This is a genomic window from Geoglobus ahangari (genome assembly GCF_001006045.1).
Classification (GTDB): Archaea; Halobacteriota; Archaeoglobi; order Archaeoglobales; family Archaeoglobaceae; genus Geoglobus; species Geoglobus ahangari.
In genome coordinates, this window is the sequence record NZ_CP011267.1 from 511,586 (window position 1) to 527,505 (window position 15,920).

The 15,920-nt window shown below is 55.0% G+C and carries 22 protein-coding genes and 1 tRNA gene; 14 read left to right on the forward strand and 9 right to left on the reverse strand.

Annotated features, from left to right (window positions below; genetic code table 11):
* Window position 1 precedes the first annotated feature (1 nt).
* Window positions 2–340 (forward strand): DUF555 domain-containing protein, encoded by a 339-nt coding sequence (locus tag GAH_RS02940; protein WP_048094615.1) that lies wholly within the window; start codon window positions 2–4, stop codon window positions 338–340.
* A 206-nt stretch (window positions 341–546) separates the two neighbouring features.
* On the opposite strand, the gene GAH_RS02950 is transcribed toward GAH_RS02940, so the two are convergent.
* The 3 genes from GAH_RS02950 to GAH_RS02960 form a co-directional block, all read right to left on the reverse strand.
* Window positions 547–618 (reverse strand) — tRNA-Ala (locus GAH_RS02950).
* A gap of 34 nt (window positions 619–652) precedes the next feature.
* Window positions 653–1,378, reverse strand: coding sequence for a twin-arginine translocase subunit TatC (gene tatC / locus GAH_RS02955; RefSeq protein ID WP_048094617.1), 726 nt, complete (start codon window positions 1,376–1,378; stop codon window positions 653–655).
* Between the two features lie 53 nt (window positions 1,379–1,431).
* Window positions 1,432–1,785, reverse strand: coding sequence for a YlbF family regulator (locus tag GAH_RS02960; RefSeq protein ID WP_048096692.1), 354 nt, complete (start codon window positions 1,783–1,785; stop codon window positions 1,432–1,434).
* A 144-nt stretch (window positions 1,786–1,929) separates the two neighbouring features.
* Between GAH_RS02960 and GAH_RS02965 the strand changes: the two genes are divergently transcribed.
* The 11 genes from GAH_RS02965 to GAH_RS03015 are packed head-to-tail and all read left to right on the forward strand — an operon-like array spanning window position 1,930 to window position 7,940.
* Window positions 1,930–2,511 carry a 50S ribosomal protein L15e gene (locus GAH_RS02965; RefSeq protein ID WP_048094618.1) on the forward strand — a complete coding sequence of 194 codons (582 nt, stop codon included), beginning with the start codon at window positions 1,930–1,932 and terminating at the stop codon, window positions 2,509–2,511.
* A 14-nt stretch (window positions 2,512–2,525) separates the two neighbouring features.
* The gene (locus GAH_RS02970; RefSeq protein WP_048094619.1) at window positions 2,526–2,963 is read left to right on the forward strand and encodes an RNA-binding domain-containing protein; all 438 of its coding nucleotides are present in this window, start codon (window positions 2,526–2,528) and stop codon (window positions 2,961–2,963) included.
* Window positions 2,956–3,534: an RNase P subunit p30 family protein gene (locus tag GAH_RS02975; RefSeq protein ID WP_048094620.1), complete on the forward strand. Its 579-nt coding sequence runs from the start codon at window positions 2,956–2,958 to the stop codon at window positions 3,532–3,534. The genes GAH_RS02970 and GAH_RS02975 overlap by 8 nt, the downstream gene beginning before the upstream one ends.
* Window positions 3,531–3,914 carry an Rpp14/Pop5 family protein gene (locus GAH_RS02980; protein WP_048094621.1) on the forward strand — a complete coding sequence of 128 codons (384 nt, stop codon included), beginning with the start codon at window positions 3,531–3,533 and terminating at the stop codon, window positions 3,912–3,914. The genes GAH_RS02975 and GAH_RS02980 overlap by 4 nt, the downstream gene beginning before the upstream one ends.
* Window positions 3,862–4,602: an archaeal proteasome endopeptidase complex subunit alpha gene (gene psmA, locus GAH_RS02985; RefSeq protein WP_048094622.1), complete on the forward strand. Its 741-nt coding sequence runs from the start codon at window positions 3,862–3,864 to the stop codon at window positions 4,600–4,602. Before GAH_RS02980 ends, psmA begins: the two co-directional genes overlap by 53 nt.
* 13 nt (window positions 4,603–4,615) lie before the next feature.
* Window positions 4,616–5,317 carry a ribosome assembly factor SBDS gene (locus tag GAH_RS02990; protein ID WP_048094623.1) on the forward strand — a complete coding sequence of 234 codons (702 nt, stop codon included), beginning with the start codon at window positions 4,616–4,618 and terminating at the stop codon, window positions 5,315–5,317.
* Between the two features lie 3 nt (window positions 5,318–5,320).
* Window positions 5,321–5,995, forward strand: coding sequence for an exosome complex RNA-binding protein Rrp4 (rrp4, locus tag GAH_RS02995; RefSeq protein WP_048094624.1), 675 nt, complete (start codon window positions 5,321–5,323; stop codon window positions 5,993–5,995).
* Window positions 5,985–6,758, forward strand: a complete 774-nt coding sequence (rrp41, locus tag GAH_RS03000; RefSeq protein ID WP_048094625.1) for an exosome complex exonuclease Rrp41 — start codon at window positions 5,985–5,987, stop codon at window positions 6,756–6,758. The genes rrp4 and rrp41 overlap by 11 nt, the downstream gene beginning before the upstream one ends.
* Window positions 6,751–7,530, forward strand: coding sequence for an exosome complex protein Rrp42 (gene rrp42 / locus GAH_RS03005; protein WP_048094626.1), 780 nt, complete (start codon window positions 6,751–6,753; stop codon window positions 7,528–7,530). The genes rrp41 and rrp42 overlap by 8 nt, the downstream gene beginning before the upstream one ends.
* Window positions 7,531–7,533: 3 nt before the next feature.
* Window positions 7,534–7,800, forward strand: coding sequence for a 50S ribosomal protein L37Ae (gene rpl37A / locus GAH_RS03010; protein ID WP_048094627.1), 267 nt, complete (start codon window positions 7,534–7,536; stop codon window positions 7,798–7,800).
* Window positions 7,797–7,940 carry a DNA-directed RNA polymerase subunit P gene (locus GAH_RS03015; RefSeq protein ID WP_048094628.1) on the forward strand — a complete coding sequence of 48 codons (144 nt, stop codon included), beginning with the start codon at window positions 7,797–7,799 and terminating at the stop codon, window positions 7,938–7,940. Before rpl37A ends, GAH_RS03015 begins: the two co-directional genes overlap by 4 nt.
* A gap of 7 nt (window positions 7,941–7,947) precedes the next feature.
* Here the strand turns inward: GAH_RS03015 and GAH_RS03020 are convergent, their stop codons facing one another.
* Entirely contained in the window at window positions 7,948–8,376 is a 429-nt protein-coding gene (locus GAH_RS03020) for a hypothetical protein (RefSeq protein WP_048094629.1), read from the reverse strand.
* Between the two features lie 18 nt (window positions 8,377–8,394).
* The gene (gene rbr / locus GAH_RS03025) at window positions 8,395–8,970 is read right to left on the reverse strand and encodes a rubrerythrin (RefSeq protein ID WP_048096694.1); all 576 of its coding nucleotides are present in this window, start codon (window positions 8,968–8,970) and stop codon (window positions 8,395–8,397) included.
* Window positions 8,971–9,138: 168 nt separating this feature from the next.
* On the opposite strand from rbr, the gene GAH_RS03030 reads away from it, so the two are divergent.
* Window positions 9,139–9,897, forward strand: a complete 759-nt coding sequence (locus tag GAH_RS03030; protein ID WP_048094630.1) for a class I SAM-dependent methyltransferase — start codon at window positions 9,139–9,141, stop codon at window positions 9,895–9,897.
* A gap of 38 nt (window positions 9,898–9,935) precedes the next feature.
* Here the strand turns inward: GAH_RS03030 and dnaG are convergent, their stop codons facing one another.
* Entirely contained in the window at window positions 9,936–11,162 is a 1,227-nt protein-coding gene (gene dnaG, locus GAH_RS03035; protein WP_052747862.1) for a DNA primase DnaG, read from the reverse strand.
* Between the two features lie 86 nt (window positions 11,163–11,248).
* On the opposite strand from dnaG, the gene GAH_RS03040 reads away from it, so the two are divergent.
* Window positions 11,249–12,433: an MFS transporter gene (locus tag GAH_RS03040; RefSeq protein ID WP_052747730.1), complete on the forward strand. Its 1,185-nt coding sequence runs from the start codon at window positions 11,249–11,251 to the stop codon at window positions 12,431–12,433.
* On the opposite strand, the gene GAH_RS03045 is transcribed toward GAH_RS03040, so the two are convergent.
* From GAH_RS03045 to GAH_RS03055, 3 genes are read right to left on the reverse strand one after another with little or no spacing between them, the layout of a single operon-like run.
* Window positions 12,407–13,408 (reverse strand): radical SAM protein, encoded by a 1,002-nt coding sequence (locus tag GAH_RS03045; RefSeq protein WP_048094632.1) that lies wholly within the window; start codon window positions 13,406–13,408, stop codon window positions 12,407–12,409. The two genes, GAH_RS03040 and GAH_RS03045, sit on opposite strands and share 27 nt — an antisense overlap.
* A 41-nt stretch (window positions 13,409–13,449) precedes the next feature.
* Window positions 13,450–14,643, reverse strand: coding sequence for a TldD/PmbA family protein (locus GAH_RS03050; RefSeq protein ID WP_048094633.1), 1,194 nt, complete (start codon window positions 14,641–14,643; stop codon window positions 13,450–13,452).
* On the reverse strand, window positions 14,643–15,920 hold the full coding sequence (locus tag GAH_RS03055) for a TldD/PmbA family protein (RefSeq protein WP_084632406.1): 1,278 nt from the start codon (window positions 15,918–15,920) through the stop codon (window positions 14,643–14,645). The genes GAH_RS03050 and GAH_RS03055 overlap by 1 nt, the downstream gene beginning before the upstream one ends.

Below are 15,920 nucleotides of genomic sequence, written 5' to 3' on the forward strand. Positions count from 1 at the left end.
CATGCCGGACTATCTTGTCGTCCTTCAGGGGGCGTGGGTTGTTAGGAAGGCAAGGAGCGTTAGCGATGCGATGAACATAGCTGTTGCCGAGGCTGGAAAGAGGCTGAGCCCCGATCTAGACTTCGTGGACATTGATGTTGGGGACACGGAGTGCCCCAAGTGCCACACACCCCTCAAAAGCGTGTTCATGGTCGCCGGGATGGCGCTGGTTGGCCTCATCTTCGAGATGAAGGTCTTCAACGCGCAGAATGAGGAGCATGCGGCGAAGATAGCGAAGTACGAGATTGGAAAGAGGCTGCAGAGGGTTCCGCTGGAGGTGATCGAGGTCAGAAGGATTTAGCATTAGGGGCTACGGCAGGGCTTTGAGGTCAAAATCTGCACAGCCCTTTTTCAGCTTTTCTGCCACTTCCTCTCCAATACTTCTCTCTATCGCTGCCTCGATCTCCTCTACGGTCAATCCCTCACCTCCCTTCAGGATCGGGAGGGCAGTTTCACGGCTCTTCGAAGCGATTTTATCACCACCGAACGTTTCAAAAAGAATAAAAGTGGACTCGCCGGGATTTGAACCCGGGGCCTCCGCATTGCGAATGCGGCGCTCTGCCTCTGAGCTACGAGCCCCCAGATAATCAGGTATGGTTTGAGATTATATAACTTACGTAAGCACCCTCACCACTATCAGGCTTATCTCGTAAAACAGAACCATGGGCACACCGACCATCAGCTGGGTGAAGACGTCTGGAGGAGTTACTATCGCGGCTACGGTGAAGAAGGCCACGTAAAAGTGCCTCCTGTAGTACTTGAACGTCTCGAGGCTCGTTATTCCGTTCTTCACAAGGATGTACATGAAAAGGGGCATCTGGAAGATCACGCCGAAAACCGCGAGCATCATCACCACGAAGTTGATGAACTCTGCGAGAGAGTAGAAGGCAAGAACGCCCTGACTCTTCGCAGACTCGTACAGAAACTGCAGGAAGAGGGGGAGCATGAGGGTGTAGCCGTAGGCCACGCCGGCAGCGAAGAGGATCACCGAGACGATGCCGTAGATGATGGCCTGACTCCTCGATATCTCGAAGTTGGAGAAAAACTCCGTTCTGTCCCTCAGAGTTCTATAGGCGAGGACGACTATGTAGGGCAGCGCAACGATGAAGCCGAGGATCAGAGAGATCTTGAGCTTGAGAATCATTCCCTCGAGTGGGGCCTGATAGATCAGGTTCGCTCCCTCGGGCAGCAGATCCTCCTTGATCTTCTGGATTATGAAGTCGGAGATGTAGAGGAAAGAGATGGCCCAGACAACGGCAACTATGGCGAGGATTCTGATAAGCCTTACACGTATGGCCACGAGGACTTCGGCAAGCTCCTTTGCCGTGAATTCGGACATTGATGAAAGAAGGCCGAAAACAGTTTAAATATTTGCCTGAAAATTTGAGGAGGTCAGCTCCTGTAGACTTCGCCGAAATCGAAGTCCAACTCCTGACTTATCAGGTCTCCAACCTCTCCGAGAAGGTTGACGAGCTTTGTGTAAGCTTCCATGAAGTTCTTAACGCTATCGAGCTCGTTCAGCCTGTTCTGCAGGCTTGTGAGGCTGTCGAGCAGCGCCTCGTCCATCTCACCCATGAGCTGCTTGGAGATGAACTCCTGCTGCTTCTCCTGAAACTCTATGAGAAGGCTCTGGGCGAGCTCATCCTGCTTCAAAACCTCTTCCGTGCTCACAAACTCCTTATACTCCTCACTCTCGGCTATAGATTTCGCAAGGTCTACAGCCTTCTGCCTGATTACGTCATTCATCCACTTCACCTACCTTTCTCCCCGCCTCTTGCCCGTAACTATTTTAATCTTTCGGTGAGGAGTATTGCAGAGAGGAGAGAGGGACGATATATTTATTAAGCGAATTGAGATAGGCGGTGCAATCACGCTAACGGAGGGTTAAGAATGAAATCCGCTTACGCGTATATTAGAGAGGCATGGAAGAACCCGTGGGAGGGTTACGTCGGACAGCTGATGTGGGAGAGACTGCAGAAGTGGAGGAGAGAGCCAGCGGTGGTAAGGATAGAGAGGCCAACGAGGCTCGACAGGGCAAGGGCTCTCGGCTACAAGGCCAAGAAGGGAGTGATAGTGGTCAGGGTCAGGATCAGGAGAGGGGGCAGAAGGGCAAGCAGGCCCAACAAGGGAAGGAAGACGAAGAACATGATGATCAGCAGGCTCACGCCCAAGAAGAACCTGCAGTGGATCGCCGAGGAGAGAGCTGCGAGGAAGTACCCCAACATGGAGGTGCTGAACTCCTACTGGGTTGGTGAGGACGGAAGGTACAAGTGGTTCGAAGTGATTCTGGTTGACAGATCTCACCCCGCAATCCTGAGCGACCCGCAGCTTTCCGGAATAGCCAAGCAGAGGGGCAGGGTGTTCAGGGGCCTGACCTCTGCTGGCAGGAAGGCGAGGGGGCTGAGAAGGAAGGGCAGAGGAGCAGAGAAGGTCAGACCGAGCTACAGGGCCAACTTCAGGAGGAAGAATTAACTCCACTCCTTTTTATGAAAATTGAGAACGTCACGGTTTCTGCCATAGTTTACTCGACTGAAGACCCCGAGAAGGTAGCTCAGGCTCTCTCGACCCTTTTTCCGTTTGAGTTCGAGATTCTCGCGAGCAACGCCACCGGCCACTACGGAAACCCCATGAAGTTTCTCGAGGTGGAGCTGAAGAGGAAGAGGGAGATCAGGGAGTTCTGGAACCACCTAATGGAGAGGCTCGGGGACCAGAGGGAGGTGCTCCTCGAGTTCGTTGAGGACATAGTGGATGAGGATGGGGTAATGCACATAAGGGTGGACAAGCAGGCTGCATACCTCGGAGATGTTGAGCTCTCCTTCGGCGGGGACTCGATAGTGGTCAGGGCTAAGCTCGTGACGTTTCCTGCGAAGAGGGAGAAGATTTTAGAGTTTGCCCGGAAGATTCTGGCTGAAGGGTATGATTGACTTCATAAGGTTCGACTACAGCGGTGATGAGGACTTCGGCTTCAAGAGCTACGTCGTTTTTGGAGAGGAGACGGAGAGCAACATTCAGGGGTGCGCCATTCACGCTGAATCTAATAAGGAGCTGAGAGAGAAGCTGAGGAGGGCGAGGGGATTTGTTGGAGTCGCGAGTGAAAAGCCGGAGGTCAACAGGTACGCGGTGATGAGGAAGAAGGTTGACGTGCTGCTCGACTTCCCGGGAAGGAGACTGGACTACCCGACATTCAAGCTCGCAAGGGAGAAGGACGTCCTGATCGAGGTGTCGCTCGCGACGCTAATGAAGCTGAGCAGGTCGAGGAGAGTGAAGCACGCGGAAGAGCTCAGGGTGATGTTCAGGGTGATAAACAAGTTCGACACCCCTTTCATACTTACGAGCGGTGCCGCCGATATCTACGGGATGAGGAGGGCGAGCCAGATAAAGGACGTCTTCTCCTACTTCGGCGCCAATACCGAGAGGGCGAGGTACTGGTCTGAGAGGCTCTACAGGAGGTTCTTCGACGATAGCTACATAATGGACGGGCTGGAGGTAATATGAGGTCACTTCCCCCTTCAATGAGGAGGAAAAAAAGATATATCGCGTTCAGAATCATATCGGAAGGAGAGGTCGAGAGAGAAGAGCTCGTCTCCGCGCTGTGGGAGGCTGTGATGAACCTGTTCGGTGAGTTCAGCGGTGTGACCTTCAGGCTCATCGAGTTCGAAGGTGGAAGGGGAATAGTTGTGTGCGGGCGGGAGGATGTGAATAAATTAAAAATAGCATTAACTATGATTGATAAAGCAGGAGAGAAAAAGGTGCTCCCGATAATTCTGGGAGTCGCTGGCACGATAAAAAGCTGCAAGAGGAAGTATCTGGAGGTGTTGAAGAATGCAAATTCCGCAGATGGGATACGACAGGGCGATAACGATATTCAGCCCTGACGGAAGACTTTATCAGGTTGAATACGCGAGAGAGGCCGTAAAAAGAGGTGCAACAGCCATAGGAATAAAGACCAAGGAAGGAGTGGTCGTCCTAGCGGACAGGAGGGTGGGAAGCAAGCTGCTTGAGGCTGACACGATCGAGAAAATTTACAAGATAGATGAGCACATATGCGCCGCAACCTCAGGTCTCGTCGCGGATGCGAGGGTGCTCGTGAGCAGGGCGAGGCTTGAGGCCCAGATAAACAGGCTCACCTACGACGAGCCGATTGGTGTGAAGGAGCTTGCGAGGAAGATCTGCGACTTCAAGCAGCAGTACACCCAGTATGGCGGTGTTAGGCCATTCGGAGTTTCCCTGCTCATAGCGGGTGTTGACAAGGTTCCCAAGCTGTTCGAAACTGATCCGAGTGGAGCGCTTCTCGAGTACAAGGCCACAGCCATCGGCTCTGGAAGGCAGGAGGTAATGGAGTACTTCGAGAAAGAGTACCGCGAGGATCTGAGTCTGGATGACGCGATAGTGATGGGGCTCATTGCAATGGGCAAGGCGATAAACAGCGAGATCTCCATTGAAGGAATAGAGGTTGGCGTTGTCAGGGTTGATGACAGGAAGTTCAGGCTGCTCGACAGCGAGACGCTCAAGCCATACATAGACAGGGCCAACGAGATCATCAGGGAGGAGCTCTCCAAGTGAGGAGGGGAGCTCCATGGTCTCCCTTGACAAGGCAGTGATCGCAAGGCTCAGGAAGGGCGGAGAGACGTTTGAGGTTCTCGTGGATCCATACCTCGCGAGAGACCTCAAGGAGGGCAAGGACGTGAACTTCGAGGACCTCGTGGCCGTGGAGGAGGTGTTCCACGACGCGAAAAAGGGCGACAGGGCGTCAATCGAGGACATAGAGAAGGCGTTCCAGACCAGAGACATAAGGGAAGTTATAAAGAGAATAATTCTGGAAGGAGAGGTTCAGATTACCGCCGAGCAGAGGAAAGAGATGCTCGAGCAGAAGAAGAGGCAGATAATTGAGTACATAAGGAGAAACGCGATTGACCCGAGGACAAATGCCCCCCACACCTACGCGAGGATTGAGGCGGCCATGGAGGAGGCGAGGGTCAACGTGGACATCTTCAGGCCTGTGGAGGCTCAGGCAAAGGAGATAGTCAAGGCGCTGAAGGCCATCCTGCCCCTGAAGTTCGAGGAGATCGAGATTGCAATAAAGATCCCGCCAGAGCACACGGGCAAGGCGATAGGCGCGCTCTACAATTTCGGCACGGTGATAAACGAGGAGTGGCAGAGAGACGGGAGCTGGATATGCGTGATGAGGATACCGGCGGGAATGCAGGGAGACCTGATGGATCTGCTCGGAAAGGTGGCGAAGGGTGAGGCCATGACAAAAATACTCAGGAGGAGGTGAAGCATGGCAAGGGCTATCGTTCTTCCCGGTGAACTTCTCGCAACAAACCCGAAGGTTGCTGGAAGCGGGACGTACGTGGAGAAGGGTAAGGTTTACGCGAAGTTTCTCGGCCTCCTCGACAGGACGGACACGACTGTCAGGGTAATCCCCCTCAAGGGGAGGTACATTCCGTCCGTCGGGGACGTGGTGATCGGGATAGTGAGAGAGGTAACGGCCAACGGCTGGATAGTCGACATAAACTCCCCTTACCAGGGGTTCCTTCCTGTGGCTGAAAACCCGGAGATGAGGCCGAACAAGAAGCCCAACGACGTTCTCGACATAGACGATGTCGTGATAGCCAAGGTGATAAACATAGATCCGAAGATGAAGGTCACGCTCACGATGAAGGACAAGATGTGCAGGGCTGTCAGGTTCGGGAGGATAGTGGCGATAAACCCAGCGAGGGTTCCGAGAGTAATAGGGAAGAAGGGGAGCATGATAAAGCTCTTCAAGACCGAGCTGGGCGTTCAGATAGTCGTCGGCAAGAATGGCCTGATATGGGTTAGCGGCGACAGGAGGAAGGCCAACATAGTTGAGGAGGCCATTTACATTATCGAGTCCGAAGCCCACACAGAGGGGCTCACGGACAGGATAACCGAGTTTGTTAAGAAGAGGAAGGGTGAATTGAATGGTCAGTGAGGATGTTAATAGAGTTGAGAGCGAGATGCAGCTCATAGTTGATGGGAAGAGACTGGACGGCAGGGCCTTTGACGAGCTAAGGCCGATAAAGATAAAGGTGGGAGTTCTCAAGAGGGCTGACGGTTCATGCTACCTTGAGATGGGGAGGAACAAGGTCGTGGCTGCAGTTTACGGGCCGAGGGAGGTGCACCCGAGGCACCTTCAGGACCCGGTGCAGGCTGTGGTGAGGTACAGGTACAACATGGCCCCGTTCAGCGTTGAGGAGAGGAAGAGGCCGGGCCCGGACAGGAGGAGCGTGGAGATCTCCAAGGTGAGCAGAGAAGCCATAGAGGCGGTCGTGATGAAGGAGCTTTTCCCGAGGAGCGGGATAGACGTTTTCGTGGAGGTTCTTCAGGCTGATGCGGGAAGCAGGACTGCCTGTCTAAACGCTGCAAGCGTTGCGCTGGTTGATGCTGGCGTGCCGATGAGGGGCATGATCTCGAGCGTTGCCGTTGCGAAGGTTGACGATGTGCTCGTCCTCGACCCCATGAAGGAGGAGGACAACTACGGGCAGGCAGACATACCGTTCGCGTTCTTCATAAGGAACGACAAGATCGAGTCCATCGCCCTGCTGCAGATGGACGGCAGAGTCTCGACGGATGAGTTCAAACAAGCTCTGGAAATGGCGAAGAAGGGGGCGATGGAGATTTACAAAATGCAGAAGGAGGCCATAAAGGCCAAGTACGTTGTTGAGCAGGAAGAGGAGGTAGATGAAAGTGGATGAAGACATTCTTCTCGACATTCGCAGAGATTACGTTCTCAGCAAGCTGAGAGATGGAGAGAGGGTTGACGGCAGGGCCTTTGATGAGTACAGGCCCATAGAGATAGAGGTAGGGCTGATAGAGAAAGCTGAAGGATCCGCGCTCGTCAGGATCGGGAACACACAGGTTGTTGTTGGAATAAAGATGCAGCCGGGGGAGCCGTTCCCCGACACACCGGACAAGGGCATCATAATAACCAACGCAGAGCTCGTGCCCCTCGCATCCCCAACGTTCGAGCCCGGTCCGCCTGACGAGCACTCAGTAGAGCTCGCAAGGGTCGTTGACAGGGGAATCAGGGAGAGCGAGGCGGTGGATCTGAACAAGCTCTGCATAGAGGAGGGAGAGAAGGTCTGGCTCGTATTCATAGACATACACGCCCTCGATGACGACGGAAACCTCATGGACGCCTCAGCGTTAGCGGCAATAGCGGCGCTCCTCAACACGACGGTTCCTGCAGAGAGGTACGAGGTCGGTGACGACTTCCCGCTGCCCGTAAGAGACTTGCCGGTCGCCGTGACGTCGCAGGTTATCGGAGACTACGTCGTTGTGGATCCGAGCAAGGACGAGGAGAACGCGTCGAAAAACTTTATAACCGTGACCACCGACAGCGAGGACAACATAGTGGCGATGCAGAAGAGCGGCAGTTACCTGCTCGATGAGGACAGGCTCTTCGAGATAATAGAAACGAGCGTTAGGAAGGCGAGGGAGAATAGAAAACTGCTGAAAGAGGTGTGAGGAATGCCCAGAACGAAGAAGGTTAAGATGGCCGGAAGGTTCGGCCCGAGATACGGCATCAGGGTTAGGAGGAGCATTGTAGAGATCGAGAGCCAGCAGAGGAAGAAGTACGTCTGCAAGAAGTGCGGAAAGAAGGCAGTGAAGAGGGTTGGCACCGCCATCTGGGAGTGCAGGAGCTGTGGATACAAGTTCGCAGGTGGCGCGTACATACCCGTCTCACCAGCCGCGAAGATAGTTGAGCAGGCCGTGAGCAAGGGTAAGAGCCTATGAGCGTCTTCATCTGCGTTTTTTGTGGTGCCGAAGTGGATGTTGACCTCGAGAGAAACCTGATCCAGTGCGCAAAGTGCGGCAGCAGGGTTGTGATGAAGCCAAAGCCTCCGGCCCTCAAAAAGAGGGTCAAGGCAATCTGAGAAATTTTTATTTTGCCCTGTACTTTCTAACGAGGGCCGAATTCACCGCCCCGTGGACGAGCCTGCCTCCGTACTCTCCGGTTATCGCGAAGAACAGCAGGGCGAGTGCGAGGGCAATTATGCTCTCGGTGGTGAGATAAGCAATTACGAAGGCGTATCCCACAACCGCCGTGACTATCTTCCTGTCCATTAGCTGGAACCTCTTGAAGTCGTACCTGTACTTCCAGTCCACCACGCCTGCGAGCATCGTGAAGGGAGTTATCAGCCCGACGACGAGCATCATGTAGTAGCTCGCCTCTTTCAGACATGCAATGTCCAGCAGCTGGCTGACAGCGGAGAAGAAGAATGCAGCAGGAGTTAGGCCGTTGCTCATGTGGGTAAGAATTGGGTGTACGTTTCTCAGGGTCACAAGCCGCGCGAGGAGAGGAACCTCCATCGGGGCTCACCAAAAAAGTTAGAGGGAGAGGAAGTCCCTCGCGACGTAGTAAGCTCTCGAATGCCCGCAGCTCGGGCACTCCTCGGGTGGCTCATTGCCCACATGCACGTACCCGCACTCCAGACAGATCCACTCAACCTCCTGATCCCTCCTGAAGAACGTTCCGTTCTCTATCGCCTCAAGCAGCGCTCTGTACCTCCTCTCGTGGTGCTCCTCAGCCTTGGCTATCGCCCTGAGCCTCTCGGCAATGTGCGGATAGCCTTCTTTCTCCGCAACGTCCGCAAACTCCGGGTACATCTTCGTGTGCTCGTAGTTCTCTCCAGAAATTGCCGCCCGGAGGTTGTCCCCGGTTGAGGCCCAGACCAGCGGCGCCTCTGCCTCCTCAACAACTATGCTCTCAGAATCTCCCCTCAGCTCCTGAATGAACTTGAGAAGGTTCTCAGCATGCTCTTTCTCGTTTTCAGCCGTCTCGAGAAAAACCTTCTGGACGAAAACATATCCTTCCTCCTTCGCCACCTTTGCGTAGAAGGTGTAGCGGTTTCTGGCCATGCTCTCCCCCATAAAGGCCTTCACAAGGTTTTTCAAGGTCTCCACAATCTTCACCTCCTGCGAGAGCTAAAACTCTCACAATAAATCAGGTTCTCCGAAAGGACATATTTAATCGTTGTCCCTAACACCTGCGTTATACCTTGCTTGAGCTGCCATCATACTTGTTGTTAAAAATGAAAAGAAATTTATTACCAGATCTCGGGTTTGGGTTGGATGGACGCATACAGAGATGCCACGCTGAAGGAATACCTGAGAGCATACTGGAACAGCCTCTCCTCAAGCTACGAGAAGATGAGGTGCGCGAGGAGCGATGAGGAGAGGAGGGCATGGGCGTCTCTCATGACCAACATCCTCGGAGAGGATAGGAAGAGGGTTCTGGACGTTGGGACTGGAACCGGGTTTCTGGCAAGGGTTCTCGCGGAGATCGGGCATGAGGTAACCGGTGTGGACATCTCGGAGAGGATGATAGAGGTTGCGAGGGAAATTTCCGCGAAAGAAGGGCTGGACATTGAGTTCGAGGTTGGGGATGCCGAGAGACTAAGCTTTGAGGACGAGAGATTCGACGCTGTGGTCTGCAGGTACGTCCTCTGGACACTCCCCAATCCTTGGAGGGCTGTGAGGGAGTGGGTGAGGGTCACAAGGCCAGGAGGGAGAGTTGTTGTGGTGGACGGGGTGTGGTGCGACAGCTCTCTATCATCAAGGCTCAGATCTGCACTGGGGAGGCTCGGAATGCTCGTCCACGAGAGGTGCAACCCGTTCCGCGGGTATGAGGAGAGGGTCTCCATGAGCATACCGTTCATAAATGGAGTTGAGCCGGAGATCGTTGTGGAGATCATGCGGGAGTGCGGGCTTAGAGATGTGAGATTCCAGTGGCTCGATGGTGTCAGGAGGCTGTGGCTCGCGAACCTCCCGCCCCTCTTCAAAATCGCGTGGAACAGGCCGATATACGTTGTTTACGGGGTCAAGCCCTGAAGTTCCTGAAGCTATGGCAATAAAAAATAGAAAAGAGGTCAGATCTGGTCAAATGTCATGATACTGACGTTTGAGGGCACCTTAACAACGCTACCCATCCTCACTCCAACGAGCAGGCTTATGTTCCTCTTAGCGGCCAGATCCACTACCCTCTGGGTTATCACACCGTCGAACACAATTCCCTGGGCCTTAACGTTGTTGGACTTCAGCAGCTTAACCAGATCTCTGACAGGAACCTCCTTGACGACCTCGAAGTTGGCGTCGAGCAGCCTTGCCTTCAGATTGCCCTCGACCTCCTCCTTGTGCTTCTTCAGGAGCGCGGTTATGTTCTTCCTGTCAACGGCCTTGCTCTCCTCCTCCTTCTCCTCAGCCTTGACCTTCTCAGCCTTCTCCTTGGTCTCCTCTACCTTCTCCTTGGCCTCCTTCTTCTCATCCTTGTGCTTGAGCACGTGAACCTGCTCGATCGGGATCTTGTTCCTGAGGGACTTCACGATCTCCTTCTGGGTCAGATCCTCGACTCCCTTGCCCTCCGGTGCCCTCGCAACGTAGTCTATGTCGGCAACCTGCAGGAGCTCCTTGAGGATGAGGTCTCCACCCCTGTCTCCGTCGAGGAAAGCTGTGACGGTCTTCCTCTTGCTGAGCTCAACGATCGTCTTCGGAATGTTTGTGCCCTCCACCGCGATCACGTTCTTGATTCCGTGCTTGAGGAGGTTCAGCACATCAGCCCTGCCCTCGACAACGATTATCGCGTCGCTCTCGTCAATCGCTGGGCCAGCTGGCAGCCTGTCCTCACCGTACTCGATAATCTCCTCAGTCCTTATCGCCTGCCTCACGAGGTCAGCTATCTTCTCGCTCTCGATCTCCGGCTCCTCGAAGAGCTCCCTGAGTATGTCCTTGGCCCTCTCGACGATCTTCTTCCTCTTGCTCGCCCTGACGTCCTCAATCTTGATGACCTTGATCTTCGCAGCGCATGGTCCGACCCTCTCGATCGTCTCGAGCGCTGCAGCGAGTATCGCCGTCTCTATCTTGTCGAGGCTGCTGGGCACCTTTATCTCACCAAAGCTCTTTCCACTCTTGCTCTCTATCTTGACCTCTATCCTGCCAATCCTTCCGGTCTTCTGGAGCTCTCTGAGATCGAGGTCGTCTCCGAGAAGCCCCTCGGTCTGGCCGAAGATTGCTCCAACAACGTCTGGCCGTTCTACAACACCTTCTGCCACTATCTCGGCGTGTATGAGATACTTTGTGGTATCACTCGGTGCTTTCATTGTCATCACCTCTTGTCCACTGCCACCTTTTGGCAAGTTATTTTGATGGAAACCTTATATATACTTTGTTGATACCCGGATATCTGGTGACGATTGAGGGAGAAAAGAGGGGCGGTCTGCTTTTCACGGCCTCTTTGGTGCTCTTCACGCTCACGATAGGCGTTGGAATAATTTCTCCGATCCTTCCAGTCATAGCAGAGAACATGGGTGCAGCCGGAGTTACGATCGGGCTGATATTCTCCGCTTTTTCACTGTCAAGGCTCGCCTTCCTGCCCCTCTTCGGCCACCTGTCTGACAGGTACGGCAGGAGGCCCATGATCGTAACCGGCCTCAGTCTTTATGCCATCCTCGCCCTGCTATACGGAGCGGCCAGAACCCCTGAGCAGCTGATAGCAGTCAGGCTGTTCCATGGCATGTCGTCTGCGATGGTCATGCCGGTGATACTCGCGATGGTCGCTTCTGCATCCCCGCAGGGGCAGGAGGGCAGGTACATGGGCATCGCAAACAGATCGATATTCCTCGGCATGTCGTTTGGCCCGCTAATTGGAGGGGCACTTTCGGATGCGTTCAGCTTCAGGCTCGCCTTCGCCTCCATGAGCCTGATGAGCCTTGTAAGCCTCATCCTCGTCATCCTGAACCTTCCGGAGGTTGGAAGTCCGGAGAGGAGGGAGAGAAGGAGAGGGACGTTCAACAGGAACGTGATCTTCGCCATAATCTACCGGGTGCTGAACTCAACTGGGAGGGGTAGCGTCATGACCTTCCTGCCCGTCTACGGGTACCTCATAGGCCTGAGCTACACCCAGATAGGCCTGCTGATCTTCACGAACCTCCTCGTCTCCGGGATACTCCAGCCGTATGCAGGGGTGTTCTCTGACAGGAGGGGCTTCGTCCTCCCCGTCGTTGCATCCACCGTGATGTCCGCCCTGATTCTCTACGCCATTCCAATGACGGACAAATTCGTCCTGCTCGCCATTCTGACGACGCTGCTGGGGTTCACCTCGGCCTTGGCACTACCAGCGGTGAGCGGGCTGATAGCCGTTGAGGGAAAGGAGTCCGGAAACCTCGGGGGGCTGATGGGCTACTTCTCAGCGTCAAAGAGCCTCGGAAGGGCTGTGGGCCCGCTCATCGCAGGGGCGCTTTACGATCTGGGCGGTGGGGGGCATGAGGGAATATACCTCGCCTTCAGCGTCTCGGCAATCCTTACGGTGCTTGCCGGGCTGCTGTTCTGGGCAGGTGTGAGGGACTCACACCAGATTATCGAGATGGAGTGAAGCTATCTCCAGCGCCCTCCTCATCTCCTCCCTGTTCAGCCTCCTCGCAATCTCCGGGTACTCCTTGGCCCTGAACGCGGGCCAGTACTGGAACATCAGGTTGAACCTCGTATCCCTTCCCAGATTTCGGGAGACCCACCTCACTATCTTTTCGGTGCAGCACTCAACATGGGACGGCATCACGAGGTGCCTTATCAGAAGCTCTCCGTGCTCCTTGGCTCTGAGGAAGTTCCTCGTGACCGTTGCGAAGTAGTTCTTGGCCTTCGAGTACCTCTCGGCACACTCATCGCTGCCGTACTTGAAGTCCCCGAGCCACACGTCAACGACGTCCTCTATAACCTCTGCTAGCAATTCGGAGTGGTACATGTTGGAGTTCCACACAACGGGAACGTTCGACTCAACGTGGAGCAGCGTCTCGAGTATGGTGTGCGCGTGCTGATCGGGATTTCCGCCCACAAAGTTGACGTTTCTGCTGCCCTGTCTCCTGCGTATGTCGATCAGCATGGCCAGCTCCTTTGGATTTGCCAGTCGGTCGTCCTCGTAGACAATGTCGAAGTTCTGGCAGAAGACGCACGCGAAGGTGCAGCGATTGAAGAATATGGTGTGGGAGGGCACAAGCTCCGGCTCCTCTCCGAAGTGCAGGAACTCGCTGCTGTAGTAGCTTTTAACCCCGCACCTGCAGAAGCCCACGGTCTCGTACCTGTTCACCCTGCACTTCCTCTCGCAGAACACGCACTCCCTGAGAATCTCCTTCAGGTAGTCCACCTTCAGGTGAAGGAAAGAGTACTCCGCCGGCTTTTCCTCCAGAATGGAAGCATCGTAGCTCCTCCAGACCTTCAGAAACTCCTTCTTGACCTGCCTGTGGTCGTCCTCGATGCTGTCCCTCCTCTCAGCCTCGATTCTTCTGGCTATCTGGAACTTTGCCGGGGCAAGTCCGGAGTTTATCAGCCCGTACCTCTCAAGGCCCGTGACCACGGAAAATGTTTGAGAGAGGAGGTATTAAAGGTAACCTCCGGTCAGACCTTAATCTCCACGCCCTCCAGCACGATCTCCGGCGTCACCGTGCTGCCAACCTGCCTCACCTTATTTCCAAAGTGGCTGATTCTGTTCAGAAGATCGTAGACGTTGCCGTATATCATCGCCCCCTTGATGCCCTTCCCGTCGATGCTCGCGTTCATGAGCTCGAGGCTGAAGTCCCCGCTGACGAAGTTTGAGGTGTGGGCGCCGATGAACGCGTGAACGTAAACTCCCTCGGCCTCACCCCTTTCGGGGAAGTCGAGGACGACGTTGGTTGGAGATGTTGACGGGTACGAGCTGTAGTCCTCCCTGAAGCCGTTTCCTGTCGGGCTCTCAGGGAGGTGCTTGAAGTCCGAGATGTATCCCCTGACAACCCCTCCATCAACGAGCACCTTTCTCCTGCTCGCAACCCCCTCGTCATCGAACGAGCACGAGTTAACACCCCAGTCGAGGAGCGGGTCGTCTGTGATGCTCAGCCCGCCAAATACCTCCTTCCCCATGAGCTCTCCGATCCTGCTCCTCCCCCTCCTTATGTTCTCGTAGTAGAATGCAGGGTAAAGGGCGTAGCTCAGAAGCTGGTCAACCGCCACGGGGGAGAGGGTTACGGTGTACCTTCCGGGGTCTATCTTCTCGGCCCTGTCGTCAATTCTCGCGAGCTCTAAAGCCCTCTCCGCATAAGATTCCGGCTCGAAGTCCAGCCTCCTCGACTCGTGGTACTCGTAGGCACTGCCGCTGCCAAAGACAGCCTCAACAACCACGCCTGCCAGACTCTCCTCCTCCGCGACCTCAACCCCGTTTGAGTTCACGATCTCCCTTCTGATGTACTCAACCGAGAAGTGGGCTGAGGAGATGTTCCCAACCGACGCTATCGCCTCGCCGTAGTCCTTCAGCTCTTCGGGAGTCGTTTTCATGACCGATGGATCGAACACCTCCACTCTCTCCACCCTGCTCCTCTCAGGAAACTCGCTGAGCCTGTCCTGAGACGTTCTCGCGAGCTTTACCGCCATATCTGCGATCTCGTCGCTCAGCCTCCTGCCTGAGACCATTGCAACCTTTCCGTCCACTATCACCCTCAGCGCCTCTCCATACTCCACCTTCTCCGCGATCATCTTGACCCTGCTGTCCTCAACAACAACGTACCTCGTAACCACCTTCTCCCTGTAGATCTCCCACTCATCTGCGTTTATCCTCATCACTCTCCCCCCACGAACGCCCTGACAAGCGCAAAGGGCCCGCCATCCGAGACAGGGACGAGCTGTCCAGCTTTCCCGCAGAACCCGGGGTCAAAGCTGATCTCCCTGCCGAGCCTGATCTCCCTCAGTATCCGGAGCGTGTGGCCGCTCAGCGAGACGTCCCTCACCATCTCGCCAATCTCCCCGTTCTCAATCCTGAACCCGTACTGGGCGTTGAAGTGGAAGTAGCCGGTGGCGGGGTTTGTTTCCCCGCCCCTCGAGCCGTACAGGATTACTCCCTCGCCCGCCATCTCGAGCAGCTCGTCGAGGCTGTGGTCTCCGGGAGCGATGTATGTGTTGCTCATCCTGACTATGGGCACCTCCAGCCCGTCAGACCTCGCGTTCCCGGCTCTGCCCCCCAGCTTTTTGGCAGTCTCCCTCGAGTTGAGGAAGCCCTTCAGAACTCCATTCTCAATTATGGTCTTCTTCTCGGCCCTGTAACCCTCATCGTCGAACGGGAAGAAGCCGAACTCCTCAAGCGTCGGGTCGTCGTAAACGTTCACGTCCTCAGCGGCCACCACCTCTCCAACCCTGTCCTTCAGGATCGTGGCGTTCTGAAGCACGTGGTCTCCTTCAACAGCATGCCCGAAAGCTTCGTGAATGAAGACGCCTGTTAGAGAGGAGTTCATTATCACGTTCATCTCGCCTGAAGGTGGTGAGGAGGCGTTTGATAGCTCCACGGCGATCTTCGCCACCTCCTCTGCCCTGTCCGCAATGCCCTCCACAACCTCGAACCCACCTACCCTCATCACCCTGTCGGAGTAGAACTGGAGCGTCTTTCCCTTCGCAAACGCCTGCATCACCACGCCGCACCTCGGCACCTCGTAGTAGACCTCCCCGCCCTCTGAGTTGGATACTCTAACCCTCCTGACGGACTCGACGTAAACGACCCTTCTGCTGACCACACCCTCTCTCCTCAGCCTCTCGTCAATGTCCCTCAGCAGCTTTACCTTCTCCTCGATGTCCACGTCCTCAAGTGGCCTCTTGGCCCTGTAAACGTACTTTCCTGTGAAGGGGGCCGGATCCACTTCACTCCCTCCCCTGTGGACAGCGAGCTCCTCAGCCCTCTTCAGCCCCATTCTCTCATCAGCATCTCCCACGTAGTATCCCCAGAACCCGTTCCTGAGCACCCTGAATGACTTTCCCGTGAAGCTTGACAGCTTCGGCTTCTCGAGCCTGCCGTCCTCGAGGCTCACCTGCATTGAGTACGAGTTCAGTTCCCTAATCTCGTAATACAA